This window comes from Sphingomonas paeninsulae, from assembly GCF_003660165.1.
Classification (GTDB): domain Bacteria; phylum Pseudomonadota; class Alphaproteobacteria; order Sphingomonadales; family Sphingomonadaceae; genus Sphingomonas_O; species Sphingomonas_O paeninsulae.
Map to the genome: position 1 here is coordinate 1,425,125 of NZ_CP032829.1, position 22,017 is coordinate 1,447,141.

The 22,017-nt window shown below is 60.2% G+C and carries 13 protein-coding genes and 2 pseudogenes; 10 read left to right on the plus strand and 5 right to left on the minus strand.

Annotation, left to right across the window (positions count from 1 at the left end; all coding sequences use genetic code 11):
• Positions 1-162: 162 nt before the first annotated feature.
• From pbpC to D3Y57_RS21380, 3 genes are read right to left on the minus strand one after another with little or no spacing between them, the layout of a single operon-like run.
• Positions 163-2,280 carry a penicillin-binding protein 1C gene (gene pbpC, locus D3Y57_RS12560; protein ID WP_121153272.1) on the minus strand — a complete coding sequence of 706 codons (2,118 nt, stop codon included), beginning with the start codon at positions 2,278-2,280 and terminating at the stop codon, positions 163-165.
• Complete coding sequence (locus tag D3Y57_RS12565) at positions 2,281-6,846, minus strand: alpha-2-macroglobulin family protein (protein ID WP_347400429.1); 4,566 nt, start codon at positions 6,844-6,846, stop codon at positions 2,281-2,283.
• A complete protein-coding gene (locus D3Y57_RS21380; RefSeq protein ID WP_347400430.1) occupies positions 6,789-8,039 on the minus strand; it encodes a hypothetical protein in 1,251 nt (416 codons plus the stop codon). The genes D3Y57_RS12565 and D3Y57_RS21380 overlap by 58 nt, the downstream gene beginning before the upstream one ends.
• Before the next feature lie 155 nt (positions 8,040-8,194).
• Between D3Y57_RS21380 and D3Y57_RS12570 the strand changes: the two genes are divergently transcribed.
• From D3Y57_RS12570 to D3Y57_RS12595, 6 genes and pseudogenes are all read left to right on the plus strand, one after another.
• Positions 8,195-9,574, plus strand: a complete 1,380-nt coding sequence (locus tag D3Y57_RS12570) for a glycosyl transferase family protein (protein ID WP_121153273.1) — start codon at positions 8,195-8,197, stop codon at positions 9,572-9,574.
• A gap of 17 nt (positions 9,575-9,591) precedes the next feature.
• The gene (locus D3Y57_RS12575; protein ID WP_162987102.1) at positions 9,592-10,557 is read left to right on the plus strand and encodes a hypothetical protein; all 966 of its coding nucleotides are present in this window, start codon (positions 9,592-9,594) and stop codon (positions 10,555-10,557) included.
• 51 nt (positions 10,558-10,608) lie between these two features.
• A pseudogene (locus D3Y57_RS12580) lies at positions 10,609-11,522 on the plus strand (sulfite exporter TauE/SafE family protein).
• Positions 11,523-11,548: 26 nt separating this feature from the next.
• On the plus strand, positions 11,549-12,274 hold the full coding sequence (locus D3Y57_RS12585) for a TIGR02186 family protein (protein ID WP_121155871.1): 726 nt from the start codon (positions 11,549-11,551) through the stop codon (positions 12,272-12,274).
• Positions 12,275-12,344: 70 nt separating this feature from the next.
• Entirely contained in the window at positions 12,345-14,012 is a 1,668-nt protein-coding gene (locus tag D3Y57_RS12590; RefSeq protein ID WP_121153275.1) for an ATP-binding protein, read from the plus strand.
• A gap of 56 nt (positions 14,013-14,068) precedes the next feature.
• A complete protein-coding gene (locus D3Y57_RS12595) occupies positions 14,069-15,304 on the plus strand; it encodes an isoprenylcysteine carboxylmethyltransferase family protein (RefSeq protein ID WP_121153276.1) in 1,236 nt (411 codons plus the stop codon).
• 7 nt (positions 15,305-15,311) lie between these two features.
• Here D3Y57_RS12595 and D3Y57_RS12600 read toward each other — a convergent pair whose 3' ends face one another.
• On the minus strand, positions 15,312-16,685 hold the full coding sequence (locus D3Y57_RS12600) for a glutamate--cysteine ligase (protein WP_121153277.1): 1,374 nt from the start codon (positions 16,683-16,685) through the stop codon (positions 15,312-15,314).
• A gap of 125 nt (positions 16,686-16,810) precedes the next feature.
• Between D3Y57_RS12600 and D3Y57_RS12605 the strand changes: the two genes are divergently transcribed.
• The gene (locus D3Y57_RS12605) at positions 16,811-18,040 is read left to right on the plus strand and encodes a hypothetical protein (RefSeq protein ID WP_121153278.1); all 1,230 of its coding nucleotides are present in this window, start codon (positions 16,811-16,813) and stop codon (positions 18,038-18,040) included.
• Positions 18,041-18,061: 21 nt separating this feature from the next.
• On the opposite strand, the gene D3Y57_RS12610 is transcribed toward D3Y57_RS12605, so the two are convergent.
• Positions 18,062-18,796 carry a 16S rRNA (uracil(1498)-N(3))-methyltransferase gene (locus D3Y57_RS12610; RefSeq protein ID WP_121155873.1) on the minus strand — a complete coding sequence of 245 codons (735 nt, stop codon included), beginning with the start codon at positions 18,794-18,796 and terminating at the stop codon, positions 18,062-18,064.
• Positions 18,797-18,809: 13 nt separating this feature from the next.
• Here D3Y57_RS12610 and ubiA point away from each other — a divergent pair, with 13 nt between their 5' ends.
• The 3 genes and pseudogenes from ubiA to D3Y57_RS12625 all read left to right on the plus strand — a co-directional run bounded on the left by ubiA (position 18,810) and on the right by D3Y57_RS12625 (position 21,873).
• The gene (gene ubiA / locus D3Y57_RS12615) at positions 18,810-19,727 is read left to right on the plus strand and encodes a 4-hydroxybenzoate octaprenyltransferase (protein WP_121153279.1); all 918 of its coding nucleotides are present in this window, start codon (positions 18,810-18,812) and stop codon (positions 19,725-19,727) included.
• 31 nt (positions 19,728-19,758) lie between these two features.
• Positions 19,759-21,104: pseudogene (locus tag D3Y57_RS12620) on the plus strand (TldD/PmbA family protein).
• A complete protein-coding gene (locus D3Y57_RS12625) occupies positions 21,091-21,873 on the plus strand; it encodes an inositol monophosphatase family protein (protein ID WP_430739038.1) in 783 nt (260 codons plus the stop codon). Before D3Y57_RS12620 ends, D3Y57_RS12625 begins: the two are co-directional and overlap by 14 nt.
• Positions 21,874-22,017 lie beyond the last annotated feature (144 nt).

A 22,017-nucleotide genomic window follows, 5' to 3' on the forward strand; every position in this document is an offset into this window, starting at 1 on the left:
CGGCTAACCCTGGCCTGATAGTGAATCGGCGTCCCGTTCCATGTCGTGAAATATGCCCCCTGGGTTCGAGGGCCTATATGCCTTTCACAAGAGGATCGCCCGTTCAAGCCAAGACAAACGCTGACCTTGTCTTCCCATGAAGGGGAGAAGGGCAACTCGAAATCACCGCACCGTAAACCGCACCTGATCGATAACCCGCCCGCTTGGATCAAGCAGCGCCAAACGGTGCGCGCCCGGCCCGGCCAACACTTGCGGCCGTGCATCGGCGTCTCCCAAATCCCGCCGGTCCAGCACCAGCCGATGCCCAGCAACCGCTCCCGTCACCGCTATCCCCAATCGCTGCCTGTCGATCGGAATATCCGGGTCCATCGCGTAAACGCTCCCCGATACCGGGTTCACGATATGCGGTCGCCGCGCCGTTGCGGGAACGAAAGCCTGTTGCGCCTGCCCTGTCCCGGTTAGAAACCAGTCGCTCCGCGGCGGCTCGACATTGCCTGCAAAAGTCACGCGCTTTGCCTCGACCCCAGCCGGACGCGCAGGTGCTTTTCCACCGCCCCCTTGCGCCAAAGCCATCATCACATCGCGCCAGACCGGGGCCGCGCCGCTGGTCCCGGAAACCGCCTTCATCGAATCGCCCTCAAGGTTCCCGACCCAAACCGCGACGGTGTACCGGCCGGTAAATCCGACGCACCAATTGTCGCGCATCCCCTTCGAAGTGCCGGTCTTTGCCGCTGCCCAGAACGGCAGGCGCAATGCCGAATCGACCCCGAACGTCGTCGCTCGCGCGGACGGATCGGCCATGATATCGGAAACGATCCAGGAAGCCTGCGGCGTCATGATTTGCCGGGCGACACCCGCCGGATCGTCCGCGCGCAACCGCAAAGGGGAAACCCGCCCCGTATTGGCAATCGCGCGGTAGGCATTGGCCTGTTCCAGCAAAGTGACCTCCGCCGACCCCAGCGCGAGACTAAACCCGTAATACGACCCATCCTCGGTCAGACCGCGATATCCCATGTCCCACAGCCGATCACGGAAGCTTTCCACGCCATCGACCAGCAACGTCCTGACGGCAGGCACATTCAACGATCCGGCCAGCGCGCTGCGAACGCTCACTGGCCCCTTGAAACTATGATCGTAATTTTGCGGCACATACAGGCCGGAAGCCGTGTCGAGTTGTACCGGCGAATCGTCCAGTATCGACGCAGCCGTCAGCCAGCCCTTCTCGATAACCTGCCCATATAAAAACGGCTTCAGCGTCGATCCCGCCTGACGATAAGCGTTCGCCCCATCCACCGCCGCCGCCGTCGAACCAAGGCCAACACCCCCGACATAAGCCAGCACATCGCCGCTAACATTGTCGATCACCACCACTGCGCCATCCCGCGCTCGCGCCGGTCCCAGACCTTGCAACTGGCGCGTCAAAGCGGCCGCCGCCGCACGCTGAATGTCGAAATCCAGCGTGGTCGTGACCTTCATACCCGGCTTGGTCAGCAACCGCGTCGCAAGGTGTGGAGCCAGCCCCGGATCGAGCGCCCGCGCCCGTTCGGTCGATAACATATCAGCCGCCGCTTCGGTCAGTGCGTGGCAATCCTGCGTGGGAGCCAGATGACAGGCCCGTGCGCCAACTTCACCGATGCTCGCGGTCGGGGAGGGAAGCAATGCCGCGATCAACAGGGCATCGCGTTTGGATAGCGCGTTCGGAGCCTTGCCGAACAACGCGAGCGCCGCAGCTCCGATCCCCTGAGCTTCACCCCGATAGCCAGCGAGATTGAAATAAGCTTCGAGGATCTGATCCTTTGACCAGGTGCTTTCCAACTCGGAAGCCGCCCGCATCTGGCGCATCTTGTCGCGCCACGTCCGCGCTCCCGGAGCGGCCAGCCCCGGCGACAGGAACGCTGCGACCTGCATTGAAATCGTGCTGGCCCCGCGCGACGAAACGCCGTCGAAACGTGCTTTTGCGGCATTGGCAATCGCCAGCCAGTCCACGCCGCCATGCTCGCGAAACCGTTTGTCCTCCGACGCGATAACGGTTTCGGTCAGTGCCGGACTGATGTCTTTCAACGGCACCCAGGCAAGCCGCCGCGCCGCGAAATCGACCCGGACACTGTCGATCAACCGACCGTTACGATCGTAAAGCCAGGCCTCCGATGGATGCCAGCCGCCGATAACACGCGAATAAGACGGCAAAAGCGGCGGAAACGTCGCCACATACAGCCCAATCAGCACCAAAACCGGCAGTGAAATCGCTGCCCATTTCAGACGCTTTACCGTCTCACTCATTTACCGCATCGCGACCGAAATGCTCCGGTTCGGTACTTGCGCCCTGATTTCCGGAGAATACATCGCCTCGACCCGCGACGGCGGCAGGTTGAAGCGCCCGCTAGCGTTCAGCCGTACCGCATATTCCACCGTGAACCGTCCGGCAGGCACCCATTCGAAATACCCACGCCACGCATCGCGGCCGCGCTCGACATAACTCGGCTGCACGCCTTCACCTTCACCAGCGGCCGCACCGAGCAGCGCGGATTGCCCACCCAGACTTCCGATGATCGTCGCGCCGGGCGGTACAGGATCATTCACCACGACCCAGCTACGCTCGGCGGTCGCATCTACGGTAATCCGCACCTTCAACACATCGCCGCGTGTCAGATAGCCTTTGTTCTTCTGGCTAACGATGCTGATCGCTTTCTCCATCCGATAACCGGCGAACAAAGGCTGAAGCAGCGGCACAGCCGCATGAAACGATACGATTGCCCACGGACCAGCCCCTCCTGTCTGCGTCAGTACCAACGGCGTCTGCGCAGCCGGGACTGGCAAGCGAAGCGGTGAAGCATTGCTCATCATTGGCCAGCCCTGCGTGCGGTTGACCGGACCCAGCGTCGCTGTGGTCACACCCGTCACCGCCGTTGCGGGATACAATGTCGCAAAGCGCCGTGCGGCAATCGTGCCCCACGCATTCGCCGGTGTCGTATCCCATGCACCCCGTCGCTGACGCAGAGCTGCACCGACCATCATCTTTGGCCCCTCGTTCGACCAGCCGGGCCGCCCAAGAATGGTGTTGAGCGTTTTCAACGCCATCTCGTCACCGGACACCATCATCCACCAAGGCGCGTTTGTCGCATCTGTCAGGTCCACTCGCGATCCCTCATAGACGATCCGTTGCCGCAGAATATTCTCGGCCAGAGTGCGCAACGCAGCGCCTTGTCCAAGCTGCGGTGTTCGGTCGAGGACGACGATCCAGTCGGCCAGCGTCGCTGTCGGCATATCGGCGGGGGCGATGTCGATATTGCCAACCAGCCCCGCCGTCGAAGCACCATTCCGCGCCAGTGCCGCGAGCGCCGCGATCTTCAACAGGCGCACATCGTTCGGCCCCTGACCATCGCGTTTCAGGCGACCTTCGACCACCGCCTTCATCGCTTCGACCATGCGGCCCTTCGCGGCTTCGGGAATGGCGAACCCCGCCTCCGCCGTCATCGACAACACATAGGCGGTCAGGGCTTCGGACCCCTGCATCCGCTCGCTCGGGAAATATCGCAGCAGCCCGTCATTATCGAGATACGTCGGAATTGCCCCGGCCAGCGCACCCCAGCGCCCGGCATCGCCCAGCACAACCGCGCGGGACAATTGCTGTTCGAAACAATTATACGGATAACCCGTCATATAGGCCCGCACCCCCTCAAGTGGGGGAGCCAGAGTGTCGGACAATTTCACATCGACAAATGCTCCCGGCAACGCGCCAGCAGGTGCCATGATCGGGAACCCCTGACCCCCAACACGCGTCAGGGTCGCGGCCCAGACCTCCATCGGCACAGCAGGGGCAACATCCTGCGACGCGCTCAGCCGGTCGATCGCCTTGCCATCCGCCGAACGCGCCTCCACCGACCAGTCGAGTTTCGTGATGCCATCGGGCGCGGGCAGATTCCACGTCACCGGCACCGCGCCGCCAGCGGGGATCGTTACCTTCAGCGGCCTTCCCACCGCCACCGCAGGATTGACCTTAACGGTTGCCGTCACATCCATTGCGTGATCGGAACCGTTGCGCAGCGTAAAGCTCGCGCCATAGAAATCGCCCGTTCGCACCAATGGCGGCAGCGCCGAATAGATGCTCAGATCCTGCGCGGTCCTGATGCTGACCTGCCCCGTTCCGAACAACTGCGACCCACTCGTCGCAATCGCCACCAGTTTGAATGCCGACAGCGAATCCGACAGCGTCACCGGAATGCGCGCATGGCCGTTTGCATCCAAAGGCACACGGCCCTTCCACAACAACACGGGCCGGAAATCCTCACGGTTCACGCCCGACGCATCGCCGCCGCCACCGCCGCCAGCTTCAACCGCTTTCTTGCCATAATGCCGCTTGCCGACGACCTGCGTCTGCGCGGTGGAGGTCAGCACATCGAGGGTGCGTTCCCCCATCATCGCGTCGAGCAACTTCCAGCTCTTGTTCGGCGACAATTGCAGCAAAGCTTCATCGACCGCAGCGAACGCGATCTCTGCCGATCGCGCGGGTTTGCCGTCCGGTTCGGTCACCGCCACATCGACCTGTGCCGTTTCGCGCACGGCATATTTCGGCTTGTCGGTCTTTACCGTCACGCCAAGCGTATGGCCCTCCCAACCGACATTCACCTTGGCGATACCGATCCGGTAACTCGGTTTGGCAAGATCGACGAGGGCGGTCGGTTCAGCCCCCTCCCGGCTGAAAAATGGCAGATGCCACTCGCGCGCCTTTTGCGCCCACCACAGGCTCCAGCCCCCGATGCGCCCACGAACCGCCATGACGGAAACATAGACGTCGGGCGAATAGCTTGCGGGCATCGGCACCGAGATTACGGGGTCTTTACCCGACAATTCAGTGACGAAGCTCGACAACACGCCTTCGCGTTCGACCGTCACCAATGCCGTGGCTGACCGGAACGGCATCCGTACCTGAAACTTCGCCGTCTCTCCTGCCTTGTATGATTTGGCTTCGGCGACGAGGTCCATGCGATCGCCATTGTCGCCGCCGAACCACCATTCATCTTCACCTGCAAGCCAGACGGTCTTGACGGCGCGCGCGATATTTCCGTCAGCATCGGTTGTGGTCGCAACCACCGTTACCTGACCCGAAACACCGGCATCGATCCGACACTCGGCCAAGCCCTTGGCATCGGTCGATGTCGAACAACTGCCGCTGATCTTCGTGATCTTTTCCTGATTGTCGTAAGCGTAAAAGCCCCCGATCAACCGCCGCCGTGCGGTGATCGTTTCGCGGCTGTAAAGCGCCACCGAAACCCGCTGCCCGCGCTTCACGACGCCATCGACGCCGATCGCCGCAAACTGCAACCGCAGGTCGCTGTCACGCATCAGCCAGCCATCGGTCTTGATGCCAAGCCGAACGGCCGACGGGTTCAACAGGATGGAATGGCTCGCCGTCAGCGTCTCACCATTGGCGTCGGCGTAATCCATCTCGACGATCATCGCCGTGGTTCGGTCCACGGCCGTGTTAACGTCGATGCTGGTTTGCGCTGTGCCCGATGCGTTCAGCGTCACCGGGATCGTTTGTGACAACGGCGTCGCGGTTTCAGGCTCGTCGCCTCCGCTATTCAGGGGCGTTGTCCCCTCCTTCAATGCGTCGCCGCCAAAGCTCCAGCCATCCCAGCCGGCGGGCGCGCTTTCCTCTGTGGAAAATGCCGTGCGGATCGCAACCGGCAGGTTCGACGCACCGCCGCCCGACAAATAGCCGACGAACAGGTTCAACGGCACACTTGTCGGGCGAACCACGGCGGTTTTCGGGCCGGATATCGTAGCGCGCATCGTCGGCAGGCGATATTCGTCGACGCGGACCGACTGACCGGACGAGATCGTCTTGTCGCCGACGATAACCGACACGTCATAGTCACCCATCGGTGCCGCTTGCGGTGCCGTCCACGAAGTTTCGCCGATGCCGTCCTTGCCGATGCTCAGCGGGATATCGAACTGCGTGTCCGAACCTCTGTGCGAAATCCGCAGCTTGCCGTCGATCGTGTCGGCAAAACCGAACCCGTTGCCGACAGGTTTGCGAAGGATGTGTTTCATGTTCACCGTTTCACCGGCGCGCAACAGCGTTCGGTCGAAAATGGTGTGCAGGATGTTCTGCCCGTTGCCCGAATAGCCATAGGGCAAGTCGAAGTCATAGGGGCGAATCCCCTGTCCCCATTCGGTCAGCGTAAAGCTGAAATCGTCCCCGGCGCGCGCGGAAATCATCAGCGGATGCGCGGTCGAGTTTTCGTTGCAACTGCCATAGGTTTCGGGCTGCGGCAGCCCGTTTTGCACCATCAGGCGACCCTGACCATCGCTGCGCCCCTGCGTCAGCATCTTGCCCGAACAGCTATCGGTGATGCGTACATCGGCCCCTGATACGGGCTTGCCGCTGTCGAGTGCCGTTACCCATGCCAGCGACGATTCACGACCCCATTTGAAATGCACCGCCATGTTGGTGACGAGCGCACCCGCCGAAACATAGCGCGTTGCATTACGACCGAGCAGCGCCCGTCCAAGGGTCGGACTTGCCAGTTCGACCACATAGAATCCGGGTTTGGTCAACGGTATGCCGACGACTTCGAACTGTTTTCCGCCACCGGGCAGTCCCAGTTTCAACGCATTGCCCTGCGATCCCAGCAGCGAAGTCGAGCCGGTATAGTTTACGGTCTTCGTCTCATCCTTGACGCCTGTAGGCTCCTCGCGGAAATCATTGCCCCCGGCTTTGTCCAGCTTGCGGAGCCAGTCGGCGATCTGGCCGTCCGATCCGGCGACACGGAGCGATGCACCATTCACCGCGACGACATTTTGCGCCAGTTGTGGTTCGACGGCGCGGACAGTGACGGGCAATACGCCCCCTCCTTCGCTTCGAGAATGCCGAACGAAGCCGCGAATTTCACCAGCGGCGGTGATTCATCGAACTTTACGGCAAGCGGGAAACGCTCGCCATTTTCAAGCTTGCGACCGCTGAAATCCTGGACATTGGCGGGCAGCGATACCGTCGCGGCGCTGGCCGCTGGGAATGGTCCCTTGAAATTAATGTCGGCGACTTCGGTTTTGTTCTTGTCATCGTCATCGAAAACCGGAGTTTTGGTCGTGCCGTCCGCAAACGTCAGCCGGATCGCCTTTGCCGCATCCATCGAAATCGGGGCGGTGAAACGAACATGGGCATCCTGAATCGGATTGCACCCGGCCTGCGGATTGACGCGCGCACATTCGAAACGGGCCTGAAAGGCTTTGCGCACTGTAAAATCGAAACGCTGGTCACGCGCGGCGGTGCGGCCATCGGCGCTGGCGATTCCTGCATCCCACACGACCGCCATTTCGTGACCGGGTGGCAGCGGGCGACGGCATTTCACCGCAACGATGGTGGAAAGGCCGCGCTTCAGGTCGGTCGCATTGGCGGGAAGTTTTTGCGCGAGCCCGGCATTTTCGAGGAAGTTGCGGACACGCCATTCCTTGTCACCAAGGCCCGTCAGTATCTTTGCAGGCGCATCGGGAAGGACATCGAGCGCGATCTTTTCGCCGATGCCATCGACCGCACAATAACCATGGGTCGATACCGAAGCGAAGTCCGGGGCGACGTTGGTGGCGACAAGGAAAACCTGGTTTTCCTCGATATCGTCATCGCCACTATCGGGCAGGATCGCCCGCGCCGATGGTCCGCCGGTGTCGATGGTGAAACTGGTCGTGCCGGTGACTGCGGCTCCCCGTGTGCTCGTCAGTCCTTTGTTCAGGGCAACGCTGCACGAGATGCCGCCGGGCAGAACTTTCTCATAATCAAAGACATAGGTTTGCGGATCGACCCAGCGCCCGGTTGAGGCGACGGGGCATTTCATCGTGGCGGGAGCGGTGGCGCGCGGGTCGCCAAGCGCGACCATCGTTTCGGAAAAGCGCATCGTGAAACGCTGGATCGCGCCGCTGTTGGTTCCGGCCGAACCCGGAATCGCGAGCGTGACCTGTGGTGATGTATCGCCGATCGCCGCGACCGGCAGTGCCAGCAACGCCAGAACCGACGCTTTCACCCAGTTCGATCGCATCACTCATCCCCCGTTTGCAAGTCATCGTGTTGCGATTGACCCCATCACGTTCAGTGCAGCGACGCAACTGTAATTGTAATTGTTCTGTAACCGAAACAAACGCTTTGCGTCGCGGCAAATCCGGCTCATCAAAGCATGGCTGGGGGGCAATATAAACCATGATGGCGATTCTCGACGTAGTGGCGTTTGTCGCTCACGAACTGATGCTCTTTTCTGTGGTGGGGTTCGTGATCGGCGGTGCCGATGACTTGTTGATCGATCTTATCTGGATGTGCCGAACCGTTACGCGACGGACGATCATTTATAGGCGGCAAGCAGGCGCGAACAGTGCGACTTTACAGCGCGCCCGTTCGCCGGGCCGCACGGTTGTTTTCGTTCCGGCATGGGATGAAGGCAGCGTGATCGGGCCAATGCTCGCACATGCGGTGAGCGTGTTCGGAGGGCAGGACTATCGGATTTATGTCGGCTGCTATCCCAATGATCCCATCACGCTCGCCGTTGTCGGGTCGATTGCCTCTCCGCACATACGTGTGGTCGTTGGTCAGGCGAACGGTCCGACGACGAAAGCTGGATGCCTCAACACGCTATGGCAGGCGCTGGTTGCCGATGAACGGGCAGAGGGCTGGAGCGCGAAGTCGATCGTTTTGCACGATGCGGAGGATGTTGTGCACTCCGCCGAATTGCGCGTTTTCGACAGGCTGATCGAACGGTTCGATTTCGTCCAACTACCGGTATTGCCTCTGGTCGATGCGGGGTCGCGCTGGATCGGCGGCCATTATATCGACGAATTTGCCGAGGCGCATGGCAAGATGATCGTTGTGCGCGAGGCGATCGGCGCGGGTATACCGGCGGCCGGCGTCGGATGCGCCTTCGCCCGAGAGATCATGGGCCGCATCGCCGATTCGCGCGGCGGTGCCCCTTTCGATCACGATAGCCTGACCGAAGATTATGAACTGGGCCTTCGCGTCGCTGAACTGGGCGGACGCGGTATCTTCGTGCGTTTGCCTCATGCGGGCGGCGGCATGGTTGCCGTTCGCGCTCATTTCCCTGCGACCCTTGATGAAGCGGTGCGGCAGAAATCGCGGTGGATCGCCGGGATTGCCTTATCGGGCTGGGACCGGCTCGGCTGGCATGGCGGGATCGCTGAAAGCTGGATGCGCCTGCACGACCGGCGTGCTCTGGCGTGTGCCACAATATTGCTGGCGGCTTATGCGGGGCTCGTTCTGACGGTGCTGCTTCAACTGGCGAACTGGTCCGATGGGGCGGTGCGTCCGGTCGGGTCTCCGCTGTTGGGTTGGCTTCTTTTGGCAAGCGGACTGTCGTTGTTCTGGCGGCTCGCGATGCGCTTTGCTTTCGTGACGGCGGCTTACGGATGGAGAGAGGGCGCGCGCGCAATTCCTCGGGCGATTATCAGCAATGTCATTGCGATGATGGCCGCGCGGCGTGCCGTATTTGTCTATCTCAGGATGCGCCGTGACGGGGTGGTCCGCTGGGACAAGACCGCTCATGCCTTCCCCACCATCCTGCCCGCCGAGTGACTCGATCAAAAGCACCGGTGAGCCGCCCGTTAAGGGCATTCGGCGTTGTCATCACGGGCTGGGTGCTGATTCGTGTGGCGGTGCTCTGGCCCGCGCTTCCGGGGACCGCCTTGCCGCTGGCGGAGGCCGAACTGGTGGTCAACGCGCGGTTGCCGATCGTGGTGGCGACGGCAACAAGGCACGGTTCGATCATGTTTTCGCGTGATGATATCCGGTCGGTCTCCGTTCGACTGGTTGAAACCCGCGTGCGGCCTGTGGTTGTCGTGAAAAGCAGCACCGTCGCTTCCATAAAGGATGAAACGCTGGCGCCAGATTCCGCCCGAATCGCGCCGTGGCTGCCCAAAACCAACCACAAACCCCGATTTACCGGCTCGGCATGGGCATTATTTCGCCCAGAAAGCTCTGGCACCGCCCTCGGCACAGGCGGAACACTCGGCGGCTCGCAGGCCGGAGTCCGCATTTTCTACGAAACAGGTGTACACCCGATCGCACTCACCGCCCGCCTCAGTTCCCCGCTCGCGATGCGGAAAGGGCGCGAGGTTTCGGTCGGTGTCGCACTTCGGGGCCGCGCTGTCGGGCTATTGCTCGAACGCCGGATCGCACTCGACAACGGTGCGCGCAATGCCATGTCGGTCACGGCATATGGCGGAGTGAGCGAGGTCGCTCTGCCACATGGATTTGTCCTCGATGGCTATGCGCAGTTCGGTGTCGTCGGTCTGCGAAATCGGGATGGTTTCGGTGACGGCGCGGTGCGAATCACACGCCCGATATTACTATGGCACGCCGCGAAACTGTCGTTGGGCGGCATCGTTTCGGGCGGCGCTCAACCCGGCGTCGCGCGTCTCGATAGCGGACCCGAAATGGTCGTCGACCTGCCTGTCGCCGCAAAGCCTGTGCGCGTGACAGTCGGCTGGCGTCAGCGCGTGGCGGGGAATGCTGCGCCGGGTTCCGGGCCATCGGTCACTATCGGCTTTGGCTTTTAACGCCGTAAACCGCTTTCGCCTTTGGGCATGTGCGGCTAGGCCTTTGGATCAATGGACATCTACCTGCCCATCGCCAACCTGTCGGTAAACGCGCTCGTCATCGTCCTGCTGGGCGCGGGCGTAGGCTTGCTTTCGGGTATGTTCGGCGTGGGCGGCGGTTTCCTGACTACACCGCTGCTTATATTTTACGGCATCCCACCGACGGTGGCCGCCGCCTCAGCCGCAACGCAGGTGACGGGAGCCAGCGTTTCGGGCGCGCTGGCGCACTATCGTCGCGGGGGTGTTGATCTGCACATGGGTGCGGTCCTCGTTGTCGGCGGCATTTTGGGGGCGATCGCGGGATCTGCGATTTTCAAACTGCTGCAGGCGGGGGACAAATCGATACCGTCATCGCGGTTCTCTACGTCGTGCTGCTCGGATCGATTGGGTCGCTGATGGCAAAGGAAGCCTGGACGAGCGTAAGCGCCGCGCGACGGGGTGTTGCGTTGCCGCCCAGCAAACGTCGTCACCATCCGCTTGTTGCTGCCCTGCCGATGCGCTGGAGATTTTATGCTTCGGGACTGTATATTTCGCCACTCGCACCGCTTCTGCTCGGCTTTGCTACCGGCATTCTGACGGTGCTGCTTGGGGTCGGCGGCGGGTTTATCATGGTTCCGGCGATGCTTTATCTCCTCGGAATGGCTACCCGTGTCGTTGTCGGAACATCGCTGTTCCAGATCCTGTTCGTGACTGCTGTCACGACGATGGTTCACGCACTGACCACCCATGCGGTCGATATCGTATTGGCCGCGCTGCTCCTTTTGGGAAGCGTGGTCGGTGCCCAGATCGGGGCGAGGCTCGCGCAGAAATTCCGTCCGGATTATCTGCGCCTCCTCCTTGCAGGCATAGTCTTGCTCGTTGCGATTCGAATGGGTGTCGGCCTGGGCTTCCGCCCCGACGAAATCTTTTCGGTTCAGCAGCTGTGAAAATCCTGATCGCGCTCTTTGGCTGGATGCTGTTGATCGGTGCGCGCGAACCTGTCCTCGTTCCCGACGTGTCGCAAAGCGAAGTTGAAATAATCTACAGCTTCACGGGTGCCGAACTCCTGTTGTTCGGTGCGATCGTTTATCCGGGCGGCCGTGTTCCCGACGGTCACACCGACGTCGCGGTTGTTCTGAAAGGGCCGCCGCAATCCATCCTTGTCCGTGAAAAACGAAAGCTCGGCGGCTTGATCTGGGCTAATACCGAAAGCACGCGCTTTCGATCGGCACCGGCATTCTATGCGATCGCATCGTCGCGTCCGCTCCAAACGCTGATCGACGAGCGCACTGCCGCCATCTACGAACTCGGCCTCGGTAATATCCACCTCTCTCCCGGCAGTAGCGCGCAACCCGCAGAGCAAAGGCGATTCGAAACGGGTTTTGTCGATCTTCGCGAACGCGGGGGGCTGTATGTCAGCCATCCGTCGAGCGTCGAGATTCGTCAGGATGTACTTTATCGCGCGCATATTGCCATTCCGGCGCGCGTTCCGGTGGGGCGCTACACCGCTGAAACCTTCCTTATTCGCGACGGCAAAGTCATTGCCGCCGCCACGCGCGACATCGAAATTCGGAAGTCGGGCTTTGAACGTTTCGTCGCGACTGCGGCAACACACTGGCCCTTCACTTATGGTCTGGCCGCAGTTGCGCTCTCCTTGGCGTTCGGCTGGGCGGCGGGCGCTATTTTCCGTCGGGTTTGAAGCGTTACCGCTCTGTTTACGCATTCACGCTAGATGATCCGTTCTGATTTCAGGCGGGATGAGTGTGACCATGGATATGCAGCGAAGCGTTGATTTCGAAAGTGCGGCCGAACTTCTGGACGCGACAAGCAATTCGATCGCGCGGAACCGCATTGGCGTCGTTATCGAGATTTCGGGTTCATCGTCGCAGATCAGGCTCGACTCGGCTGCGATGGAGCGGCTCCTTGATGCCGACGACTCTTCGCTGTCGATGGGCGGTCAGATAGGCAGCCTGATCAAGGTCAAGGTCGGGTCCAACTGGTTGATGGCAAACGTCCGTACATTGAAAGCTGATGGCGACCGCGAAGGCTCGATAATCGGCTTTATCGACTTTTTGGGAGAGGGCGACGAAGAGCGCCTGACGGGTAAGATCTACAATTTCCGACGCGGTGTGACCCGCTATCCGACGCCCGGTTCCGGTGTTTATCCGGTGACGAGCCAGGATATGAAGCAGATGTATGCAGCGGAAGATCGTCCCCATATCGAGATTGGAACGGTTTATCCAACACGCGACATTCGGGGCGCGCTGTTCATCGATGCCCTGCTTGGCAAACATTTTGCGCTGCTGGGATCGACCGGAACCGGTAAATCGACCGCCGCCGCCCTTATCCTGCACCGGATCTGCGAAATGGCACCGCAGGGCCATATCGTTATGATCGATCCGCACGGGGAATATTCAGCGGCGTTCAAGACCAACGGTGCGCTGTTCGACGTTTCCAATCTGGCAATGCCGTATTGGCTGATGAACTTCGAAGAACATTGTGAGGTTTTTGTTTCGGGTAACAGGGATGAACGTCAGCTCGATGTTGATATTCTTGCTAAATGCCTGCTTGCGGCAAAAGCGAAAAGCCGTGCCTCAGAGGGCATCGCCAAGCTGACCGTCGATTCGCCGATCCCCTATTTGCTGAGTGATCTGACGGCCAATATCCAGGCGGAAATGGGCCGACTGGACAAGGCGGGTGACAGTGCGCCGTATATGCGGTTGAAGACTAAGATTGACGAAATCAAATCCGATCCACGCTACAGCTTCATGTTTTCAGGAATGCTGGTTGCCGACACGATGGCGGGGTTTCTGGGGCGCGTTTTCCGATTGCCCGGCGATGGCAAGCCAATTTCGATTATCGACGTTTCGGGCGTGCCGTCGGACATCACCTCTGTTGTGGTCGCCGTTCTCGCGCGACTGGTGTTCGATTACGCGATCTGGTCGCGTAACGAACCGCAGCGTCCCATTCTGCTCGTTTGTGAAGAGGCGCATCGTTATGTGCCGGCCGATACGGCTGGCAAGATCGGCTCAGTTGGCAAGATCCTTGGTCGCATCGCCAAGGAAGGCCGCAAATATGGCGTGTCGCTCGGCCTTATTACCCAGCGTCCGTCCGATCTTGCCGAAGGTGTGCTGTCGCAGTGCGGTACGATCATCGCCATGCGCCTGAACAACGAGCGCGATCAGGCGTATGTTCGATCGGCCATGCCCGAAGGTGCACGTGGGTTTCTCGATACGATCCCCGCTTTGCGCAATCGCGAATGTATTGTCTGTGGCGAAGGTGTCTCAATTCCGATCCGAGTTGCGTTCGACGCGCTGGAAGAGGTTAAGCGTCCAGCATCGAGCGATCCGCTGTTCTCGCAACTGTGGACCGAATCGGGTGGCGAGGATGAAATGCTGGGTCGCGTGATCAAACGCTGGCGTAGTCAGGGGCGGTAGAGCTTGCAAGGCGCGGCCGTTTCCGGTCAATCGACAGCTAACGAGGCAATTTTTGAATGTCTGCTCCACGTCTGACCCGACCCAAATCAGCGGTCAGTACCGGAGTCGGCCTGGCCGGCCTCGCGGGACTTTTCGCGTGGTTCACGATCGCGCGCACCTATGGCATGAGCGGACCGCTGGCGGCGCTTGCCAATGTCGCGGCATGTGCGATTCCGATGGTGTTGTGGTCGGTGCTGGTCGATCGCGTTCATCGCAATCCATCGACCGGCCTCGACTGGGACAATCCCGCCAAGCCGCTTTCGGAAACACTTGATATCAGCCTGACGAAGCTTGCCGGGCTTTGGGTAACATGGACCGGGATCGGGTGTGTCTATGCGATCAGTCGGTTTTACTGGACCGATAATTACCTTTTCTCGATGAAGCTGTTGATCCTGACGGCACCGTTTTTGTTCGTGTTGTCGGTTCCCTATATCCTGTGGATCGATACCCGGCTGAAGCATCCCCGCGATGGCGCGTGGGCGCTCGGTCAATGGCTGATGGGGGCGGGGCCGGGCGACCGTGCGGCAATCGCCGATCATCTGCGCAGTTGGGCAGTTAAGGGTTTCTACCTGGCATTCATGCTGTCGATCATTCCCGGCGGATTTGCTGAAATTGTTTCCAAACCCTGGGCAGAAATCATTGCCTCGCCCGTTTCTGTCGCAAACTATCTGATATCGTTCATGTTCGTGATCGACGTGGGGATGGCGACAGTGGGCTATGTCCTGACCATGAAGCCACTCGACGCGCATATCCGGTCGGCCATGCCATATGCCGAAGGGTGGGTGGCGGCGTTGATCTGTTACCCGCCATTTATCCTGATGGGAAACGGCGGTCCGCTTGATTATCATCAAGCGACGGCGGACTGGGGTTACTGGATCGGAGCCCAGCCCGTGCTGCTGTCGATCTGGGGCGCAGCGCTGGTACTGCTTACAGCAATCTACGCATGGGCGACGGTTGCGTTCGGGTTGCGGTTTTCGAACCTGACGCACCGCGGAATTTTGACGCATGGTCCCTATGCCTGGGCAAAGCACCCGGCCTATTTGTCGAAGAACGCCTTTTGGTGGCTGTCGACGCTGCCATTTCTAGTGACGAACGGAAGCATGACCGATGCAGTTCGAAACACGGCGATCATGGCCCTGGTCAGTGGCGTCTATTACTGGCGTGCAAAGACCGAGGAAAAGCACCTTGGCAACGACGCCACCTATCGCGACTATTCGCGGTGGATGAAGCAGCGTTGGCGCCGGAACGGTTAGCGAATTCCTAGAAACTCATGTCGTCATAGACGCGTGACAAGTCACCGTTCCATGCACCGTGATAGCTGTCGAGCAGGCGCTGGGCGGGAACCTTGCCACTTGAGATGATCTCACGCAGCGGATCGAGGAAGCCCTGTTCCGTATCACCGATAGCATTGGTCCGGTTGCGCGCCTTCAGGCCGGCGTCAGCAATATCAAGTACGATCTTGCCAAGTTCGCGAAGCGAACGGCCGCGCGGGCCTTTAGCCTCGAGCGCGATGCGCGGGACATCGTCGCGGATGCGCTGATGATCTTCGATGGTCCAGTGTTTGACCAGATCCCAGGCGGCATCAAGCGCCGTTTGGTCATAGAGCAGGCCTACCCAAAACGCAGGAAGCGCGCAGATCTTGTTCCACGGTCCGCCATCGGCGCCGCGCATTTCCAGAAAACTTTTCAGCCGTACTTCCGGGAAAGCGGTGGACAGATGATCGGTCCAGTCGGTCAGCGTTGGCTTTTCACCGGGGAGGACCGACAATTCGCCCTTCAGGAAGTCACGAAAGCTCAAGCCGGCGGCATCGATGTATTTGCCGTCGCGGAAGACGAAATACATTGGCACGTCGAGCATGTAATCGGCGTATCGTTCGTATCCGAACCCATCTTCGAACACGAATGGCAACATTCCGGTGCGTGCGCGGTCGGTGTCGGTCCAGATGTGGCTGCGGTACGAAAGAAAGCCATTCGGCTTGCCTTCGAGAAACGGCGAATTGGCAAACAGCGCGGTAGCCAGCGGTTGCAACGCGAGCGAAACCTGAAACTTTTTCACCATGTCGGCTTCGGATGAATAGTCGAGATTGGTCTGGATCGTGCAGGTCCGCAACATCATGTCGAGGCCCATTGTGCCGACACGCGGCATATGTTCGAGCATGATCTTGTAACGCCCTTTAGGCATGATCGGCAGCTCGGCGCGGATCTTGTCGGGCCAAAGCCCTAAACCGAGAAACCCCAAACCCAATTGGTCGCCGACTTCCTTAACCTGCTGAAGATGGCGGCCGGTTTCGGCGCAGGTTTCGTGCAAATTATCGAGTGGCGCACCGGACAATTCGAACTGGCCGGCCGGCTCGAGGCTGATATTACCGTCGGGACCGCCGAGCGCGATGATATTCTCGCCTTCGTATATCGGTTCCCAGCCATAGCGGGTCAAACCGATCATCAGCGCATGAATGCCGCCTTTTTCTTCATAAGATGGCGCGCGCTTGTCATCGGTAAAATAAACGAACTTCTCATGCTCGGTGCCTATTCGCCAGCGATCCTTGGGCTTTTCTCCCTTGGAAAACAGTCCGATCATGTCCGCGCGACTTTCCATCGGCAGCTCGAGGTCTTCGGTCGTTGCACGTGTCGTCATGATCGCGGCCTTAATCCGGGCCGTTGCGAATGCAAACGATGATTGTCACCAGCAATCGATAGCCAATCTCTACCGGTCCTTAGTGTTTTCGCGCTAGGGCCAAAACGTCAACCGGTGGGGAAGACATGATCTTGAAAATTGGCATGGGCGTTAGTTTGTCTAAAATCATTGCGCGATTGCTTGCAGCGGGTGTGTTGACCACGGGGTTTGTTGTTCCTGCTCCGGCGCAAACGAGCTGTAATTCCACCAATATGTTTAAGCTGGACTGGGATGCGGTGACGCCGAAGGTCAACCTTGGCACCGGCACGCGAACTTACACAGTCACCAATGCGGCGGGCGCGTCTGTTGCTGTCACTATGAGCTTTTCCGGCGACACCACCCACTTTATCGATTCCGGATCGGGGCAGACGCCGAATATCTCTGTGCAGAATTCTGGGGGGATAACCGCAGGCGAGAACACTTTATTTTTGGCCGTCCGTTTTGCGGGATACACGACCGACATCGGAACCACGACGAACGTTGCTATTGTGCGCTTTGGGTTCAGCACCCCGGTGCGTGAAGTGACGTTCAAAATACTTGATGTCGATTATGCTGCCGCTCAATTTCGAGATTGGTTGAGAATTACGGGCACAAACGGGCCGACCTACATCCCGTCAATCTCTACGCCCTATGGACGCAACAACAGCACTAATCCGGGGGTAACTGCGCCCGGCGTTACATTTGTCGGGCCGGGTACGAACAATGCCTATAGTTTTCCTGTAACTGACGCGGAAGGCACCGGCGAATCCACTCCGACAGTGGCCTATGGTAATTTGAACGTCCAGTTCGTCGCGCCTATCACGCAGGCGGAAGTTCGTTATGGAAACGGCCCGCGTTCGACGATGACGGGGACTGCGGGCAACCAATGGATTTCGATACACGACATCAGCTTTTGCCCGATGCCCGCAGTTGGCATTAGTAAGACAGCCGCCCCGGTCTCTGTGGCGATCAGCGATCCGAACCGTTTCAATATCCCCGGTGCGGACGTCGATTACACCGTTACGGTTACGAATACGGGAGGAAGTACAGTCGATCTGAGCACAACGCTGATCGCCGACGCTTTGCCAGCCAATGTGACATTTTTTAACGGCGATATCGACGGGGCCACGCCGGGTGTGCAGAATTACGTGTTCGCTTCGGGAACCAGCGGGCTAACGCTTGGTGCAGCGAACATAACCTATCTGAACGCTGCAAACGCTTCGATGACCCCAGCGGTGAACTATGATCCCGCTGTGCGATCGGTGCGATGGTTGCCACAGGGGACGATGGCAGCGAACAGCAGCTTTAACATCAGGTTCCGCGCACGGATCAACTGACGCGCGCTTACAAATCGCTGGTTAGAGCGAAAGCGCCATCCAGACCGATATTGCAGCAATAGCGGCTGTATCTGCACGAAGGATGCGAGGACCGAGCGTGATCGGTACCGCGGTGGGCACTCCTCGGATGGCATCACGTTCGGCATCGTCGAACCCACCCTCAGGACCGATCAGGACTGCCGCAGGACCGGGGTTGGCGGCGATTGCGGTTGCAAAGGGCTCGCCCCCCGCTTCATCGGCGAAAAACAGCGTGCGGCCCTCAAGCGTTTTGAGCCAGTCGAGGAGTTTGATCTGGGCCGAAATCTCGGGAAGCGCGGTTCGGCCGCATTGTTCGGCAGCCTCGATCATATGCGCGCGCAGGCGGTCGTCCTTGACCTTGTCCACGACGGCGCGGCGTGTGAGGACGGGCACGAAGCGCGCGACACCGAGTTCGCAGGCCTTTTCGGCAACCCAGTCATAACGTGCGCGGCGGATCGGGGCGGCGGCAAGCCACAGGTCGGGAACCGGTTCTCGCGGTTTCAGATGTGCGACCATGTTCAGAGCGATGTCGCGTTTGCCGACCATGATCGCTTCGGCCAGCCATTCGCCAGTCGCATCGTCGAACAGCTTGACGTGTTCGCCCGTCTTTATCCGCATCACCGAAACGAGATAATGCGCCTGTGCACCATCAAGGCGGATTTGGGCGTTTTCGGAAAGGCGCGTTTCGACAAACAGCCTGACGCTGCTTTCGGGTGGCCATGCGGGTGTTGCGGGCATATGGCCCCCTAGCATGACCGGAGACGCCGTCACTACGCCCGACAGCGAATTGCGCGGACTTGTCCGTTATCTGCCTCGTGCTGCCCGTCCCTTTGCTTTGCTGGCACGGTTCGACCGACCGATCGGCTGGTGGCTGTTGTATTGGCCCGGTGCCTGGGGATTGTTGCTTGCCGGTGGTTTGCGCGAACACTGGCCGTTGCTGCTATGGTTGCTGTTCGGTGCTATTGCGATGCGCGGAGCAGGCTGCGTTTATAATGACATCGTGGACCGCGATCTGGATGCGCAGGTCGAACGGACGCGCAATCGGCCGCTGGTTAGCGGTGCGGTGAGTTCGAAGGCGGCGTGGGCCTGGTTGATCGCGCTGTGTTTGATCGGGTTGATCGTCCTGTTGCAACTGCCTTTGCTGGCGGCGGGGATCGCTGTCGGTAGTTTGGCTCCGGTCGCGGCCTATCCGTTTATGAAGCGGATCACATGGTGGCCGCAAGCATGGCTTGGGATCGTATTCTCATGGGCTTTGCTGGTTGGATGGACGGCGGTGTCGGGGCGTGTCGAATGGCCGATGTTCCTGTTGTACGGAGGCAGCATCGCGTGGGTGATCGGATATGACACGATTTATGCTTTGCAGGACCGCGAGGATGACGCGCTGATCGGGGTGCGGTCCTCTGCGCGACGGCTGGGCGCGCATGTGCGCGGCGGAGTTGCAGGGTTTTATACACTTGCCGTGGCGCTGTGGGCGGCTGCATTCTGGATGATGCGGCCCGATGTGTTCGCCATATTGGCGCTGGTTCCGATTGCGGTGCAATTTGGGTGGCAGATCGGGACGCTCAACCTCGACGATGGCAACGACGCGCTCGCAAAGTTTCGGTCGAATCGCTTTGCCGGGCTGTTAATGGCGCTGGCTTGTGCAGCGGTCGGTTCTGCGAGCCTTTGACGGGAACCCCCGCGCTCCTTAAGCGAAACCGATGCTTACCCGTGAACAGGCGCTTACACGCGCCACTGATCTTGTTTCCCGTGCCGTCAAAGCCGGAGCGGATACCGCTGATGCCGTTTATGCCGCCAACGCTGCAACGTCGGTCGAGATACGGCTGGGCGCGCTGGAGGGGTCGAGCGTTCCGAAAGTCAGGAAATCGGGTTGCGGGTGTTCGTTGGGCAAAGCTCGGCAACGGCATCGTCGTCCGACATGTCGGACGATGCGCTTGCCGCGCTGGTCGAGCGAACGGTGGCAATGGCGCGCCTTGCGCCTGAGGATAAGTTCGCAGGCCTTGCTCCCGATGAACTGATCTCCCACGGGCCGTTCCGCGATTTCGATATCGATGACGGTGGCGAAGCAGCACCGGAGGTTTTGCGGGCGGCCGCATTGGAAGCCGAAGACGCAGCCCGTGCAGTGGTGGGGATCACCAACAGCGAGGGTGCAGGCGCGAGCGCTGGACGAAGCGTTATGGCGCTTGCAACGAGTGCCGGGTTCGGCGGCACTTCAAGTGGATCGAGCCACGGCGTTTCAGCAAGTGTGCTGGCCGGGGAAGGGGCAAATATGCAGCGCGACTACGCGTCTCATTCGGTCCGCTATCGCAGCGACATGGATGCGCCTTCGCTGGTCGGGCTGAAAGCAGGAAACCGCGCGATCGATCGGATGAACCCGGTGCGTTTGAAAAGCGGGCCGATGACTGTGGTGTACGATCCTCGCGTTGGCGGATCGCTGCTCGGGCATTTGATCGGTGCGATCACAGGGTCGGGTATCGCGCGCAAAACCAGCTTCCTGCTCGACGCTCTGGGCACAGCTATCTTTGATTCGGGTGTTACGGTTTGTGACGATCCGTGGCGAGTGCGTGGGTTGCGCAGTCGTGCGTTCGATGGCGAGGGACTGGCGACCAACCCATCCAAACTGATCGACAAGGGTGTGCTGACCGCGTGGATCGCCGAAAGCGCATCGGCGCGGCAGATCGGCATTGCACCAACCGGACACGCATCGCGCGGGATTTCTGGTGCACCGGGAGCGGGGCCGAGCAATGTGCATATGGAGGCCGGGACCGTGACGCCGGAAGCGTTGATGGCCGACATAAAGGATGGTTTTTATGTCACTGAATTGATCGGCATGGGCGTCAATGGGCTGACCGGCGATTACAGCCGGGGCGCATCGGGATTCCGAATCGTAAATGGAGAGATTGCAGGCGCGGTTTCTGAAGTTACCATAGCGGGAAACCTGAAGGATATGTTCCGCTTGCTGACACCCGCAAACGATCTGGAATTCCGCCATTCGGTCAATGTGCCGACGATCCGGGTGGATGGAATGACGCTTGCTGGCGAATAGCCTCCTTTCAGCCGTGAGCGAAGTCGCTCGCGCCGCCGGAGCAATGGCCTTTGCTCGCTGGCGCGGTGAGTTCGCAAGCTGGGACAAGGTGCCCGGAGAGATCGTTTGCGAGATAGATCTGGCTGCTAACGATATGCTGCGCGCGGCTCTTGGGAAACTCGACCCGGAGGCGGGCTGGTTTTCAGAAGAAACCGCCGATTCGGCAGAGCGCCTGATGCGCAGCCGGGTATGGGTGGTTGATCCCATCGATGGCACGCGCGATTTCGTGCGTGGTCGCCCCGGCTGGGCGGTATCGGTGGCGCTGGTAGAGGGCGGTCGAGCGATGCTTGGCGTGCTCGACGCCCCGGCGCGCGGCGAACATTGGGCCGCGGAATTGGGCAAGGGCGCGACGCTGAACGGGGTGCCTGTCCATACGCGCGATCGGACCCAACTGGCGGGCGCGCGCGTCCCCGCCGAGATTTTGCCAAAAGCCGACAGTGATCTGACGATGGTGTTTCGTCCGAATTCGATCGCGCTGCGCATGGCGATGGTGGCGAATGGCGAAGCGGATTTGCTCGCCGCGACGCGCTGGGGGCATGAATGGGACATCGCGGCGGCGGCGCTGATCGCGCAGGAAGCGGGTGCGACCGTCACCGACGCGCGCGGCCAAACGCTGCGGTTCAACTCGACCAAGGGTGAGATGTTCGGCGTGCTGTGTTGTGCTCCCGGCATCCATGCGGCGGCGGTCGAACGGCTGCGGGAACGCGCCGCAGTTGCGGTGCTGCGCTAAACTCCTCTCCGCTTCCCTGAGCTTGTCGAAGGGTTGCCCTGTTTGCTTTGACAAAGAAGGGCAGTCCTTCGACAAGCTCAGGGAAGCGGGTTTTTCCCGCGTGACGGAGGGGCGGTTTTCTTTCTGCGGTCGTTCCTCTAATTG

What these genes read in the sequence shown, in the direction of transcription:
- pbpC (WP_121153272.1), bottom strand. Translation starts at nt 2,280, where the DNA reads ATGAGTGAGACGGTAAAGCGTCTGAAATGGGCAGCGATTTCACTGCCG.
- D3Y57_RS12570 (WP_121153273.1), top strand. Translation starts at nt 8,195, where the DNA reads ATGATGGCGATTCTCGACGTAGTGGCGTTTGTCGCTCACGAACTGATG.
- D3Y57_RS12585 (WP_121155871.1), top strand. Translation starts at nt 11,549, where the DNA reads ATGCTGTTGATCGGTGCGCGCGAACCTGTCCTCGTTCCCGACGTGTCG.
- D3Y57_RS12590 (WP_121153275.1), top strand. Translation starts at nt 12,345, where the DNA reads ATGGATATGCAGCGAAGCGTTGATTTCGAAAGTGCGGCCGAACTTCTG.
- D3Y57_RS12595 (WP_121153276.1), top strand. Translation starts at nt 14,069, where the DNA reads ATGTCTGCTCCACGTCTGACCCGACCCAAATCAGCGGTCAGTACCGGA.
- D3Y57_RS12600 (WP_121153277.1), bottom strand. Translation starts at nt 16,685, where the DNA reads ATGACGACACGTGCAACGACCGAAGACCTCGAGCTGCCGATGGAAAGT.
- D3Y57_RS12605 (WP_121153278.1), top strand. Translation starts at nt 16,811, where the DNA reads ATGATCTTGAAAATTGGCATGGGCGTTAGTTTGTCTAAAATCATTGCG.
- D3Y57_RS12610 (WP_121155873.1), bottom strand. Translation starts at nt 18,796, where the DNA reads ATGCCCGCAACACCCGCATGGCCACCCGAAAGCAGCGTCAGGCTGTTT.
- ubiA (WP_121153279.1), top strand. Translation starts at nt 18,810, where the DNA reads ATGACCGGAGACGCCGTCACTACGCCCGACAGCGAATTGCGCGGACTT.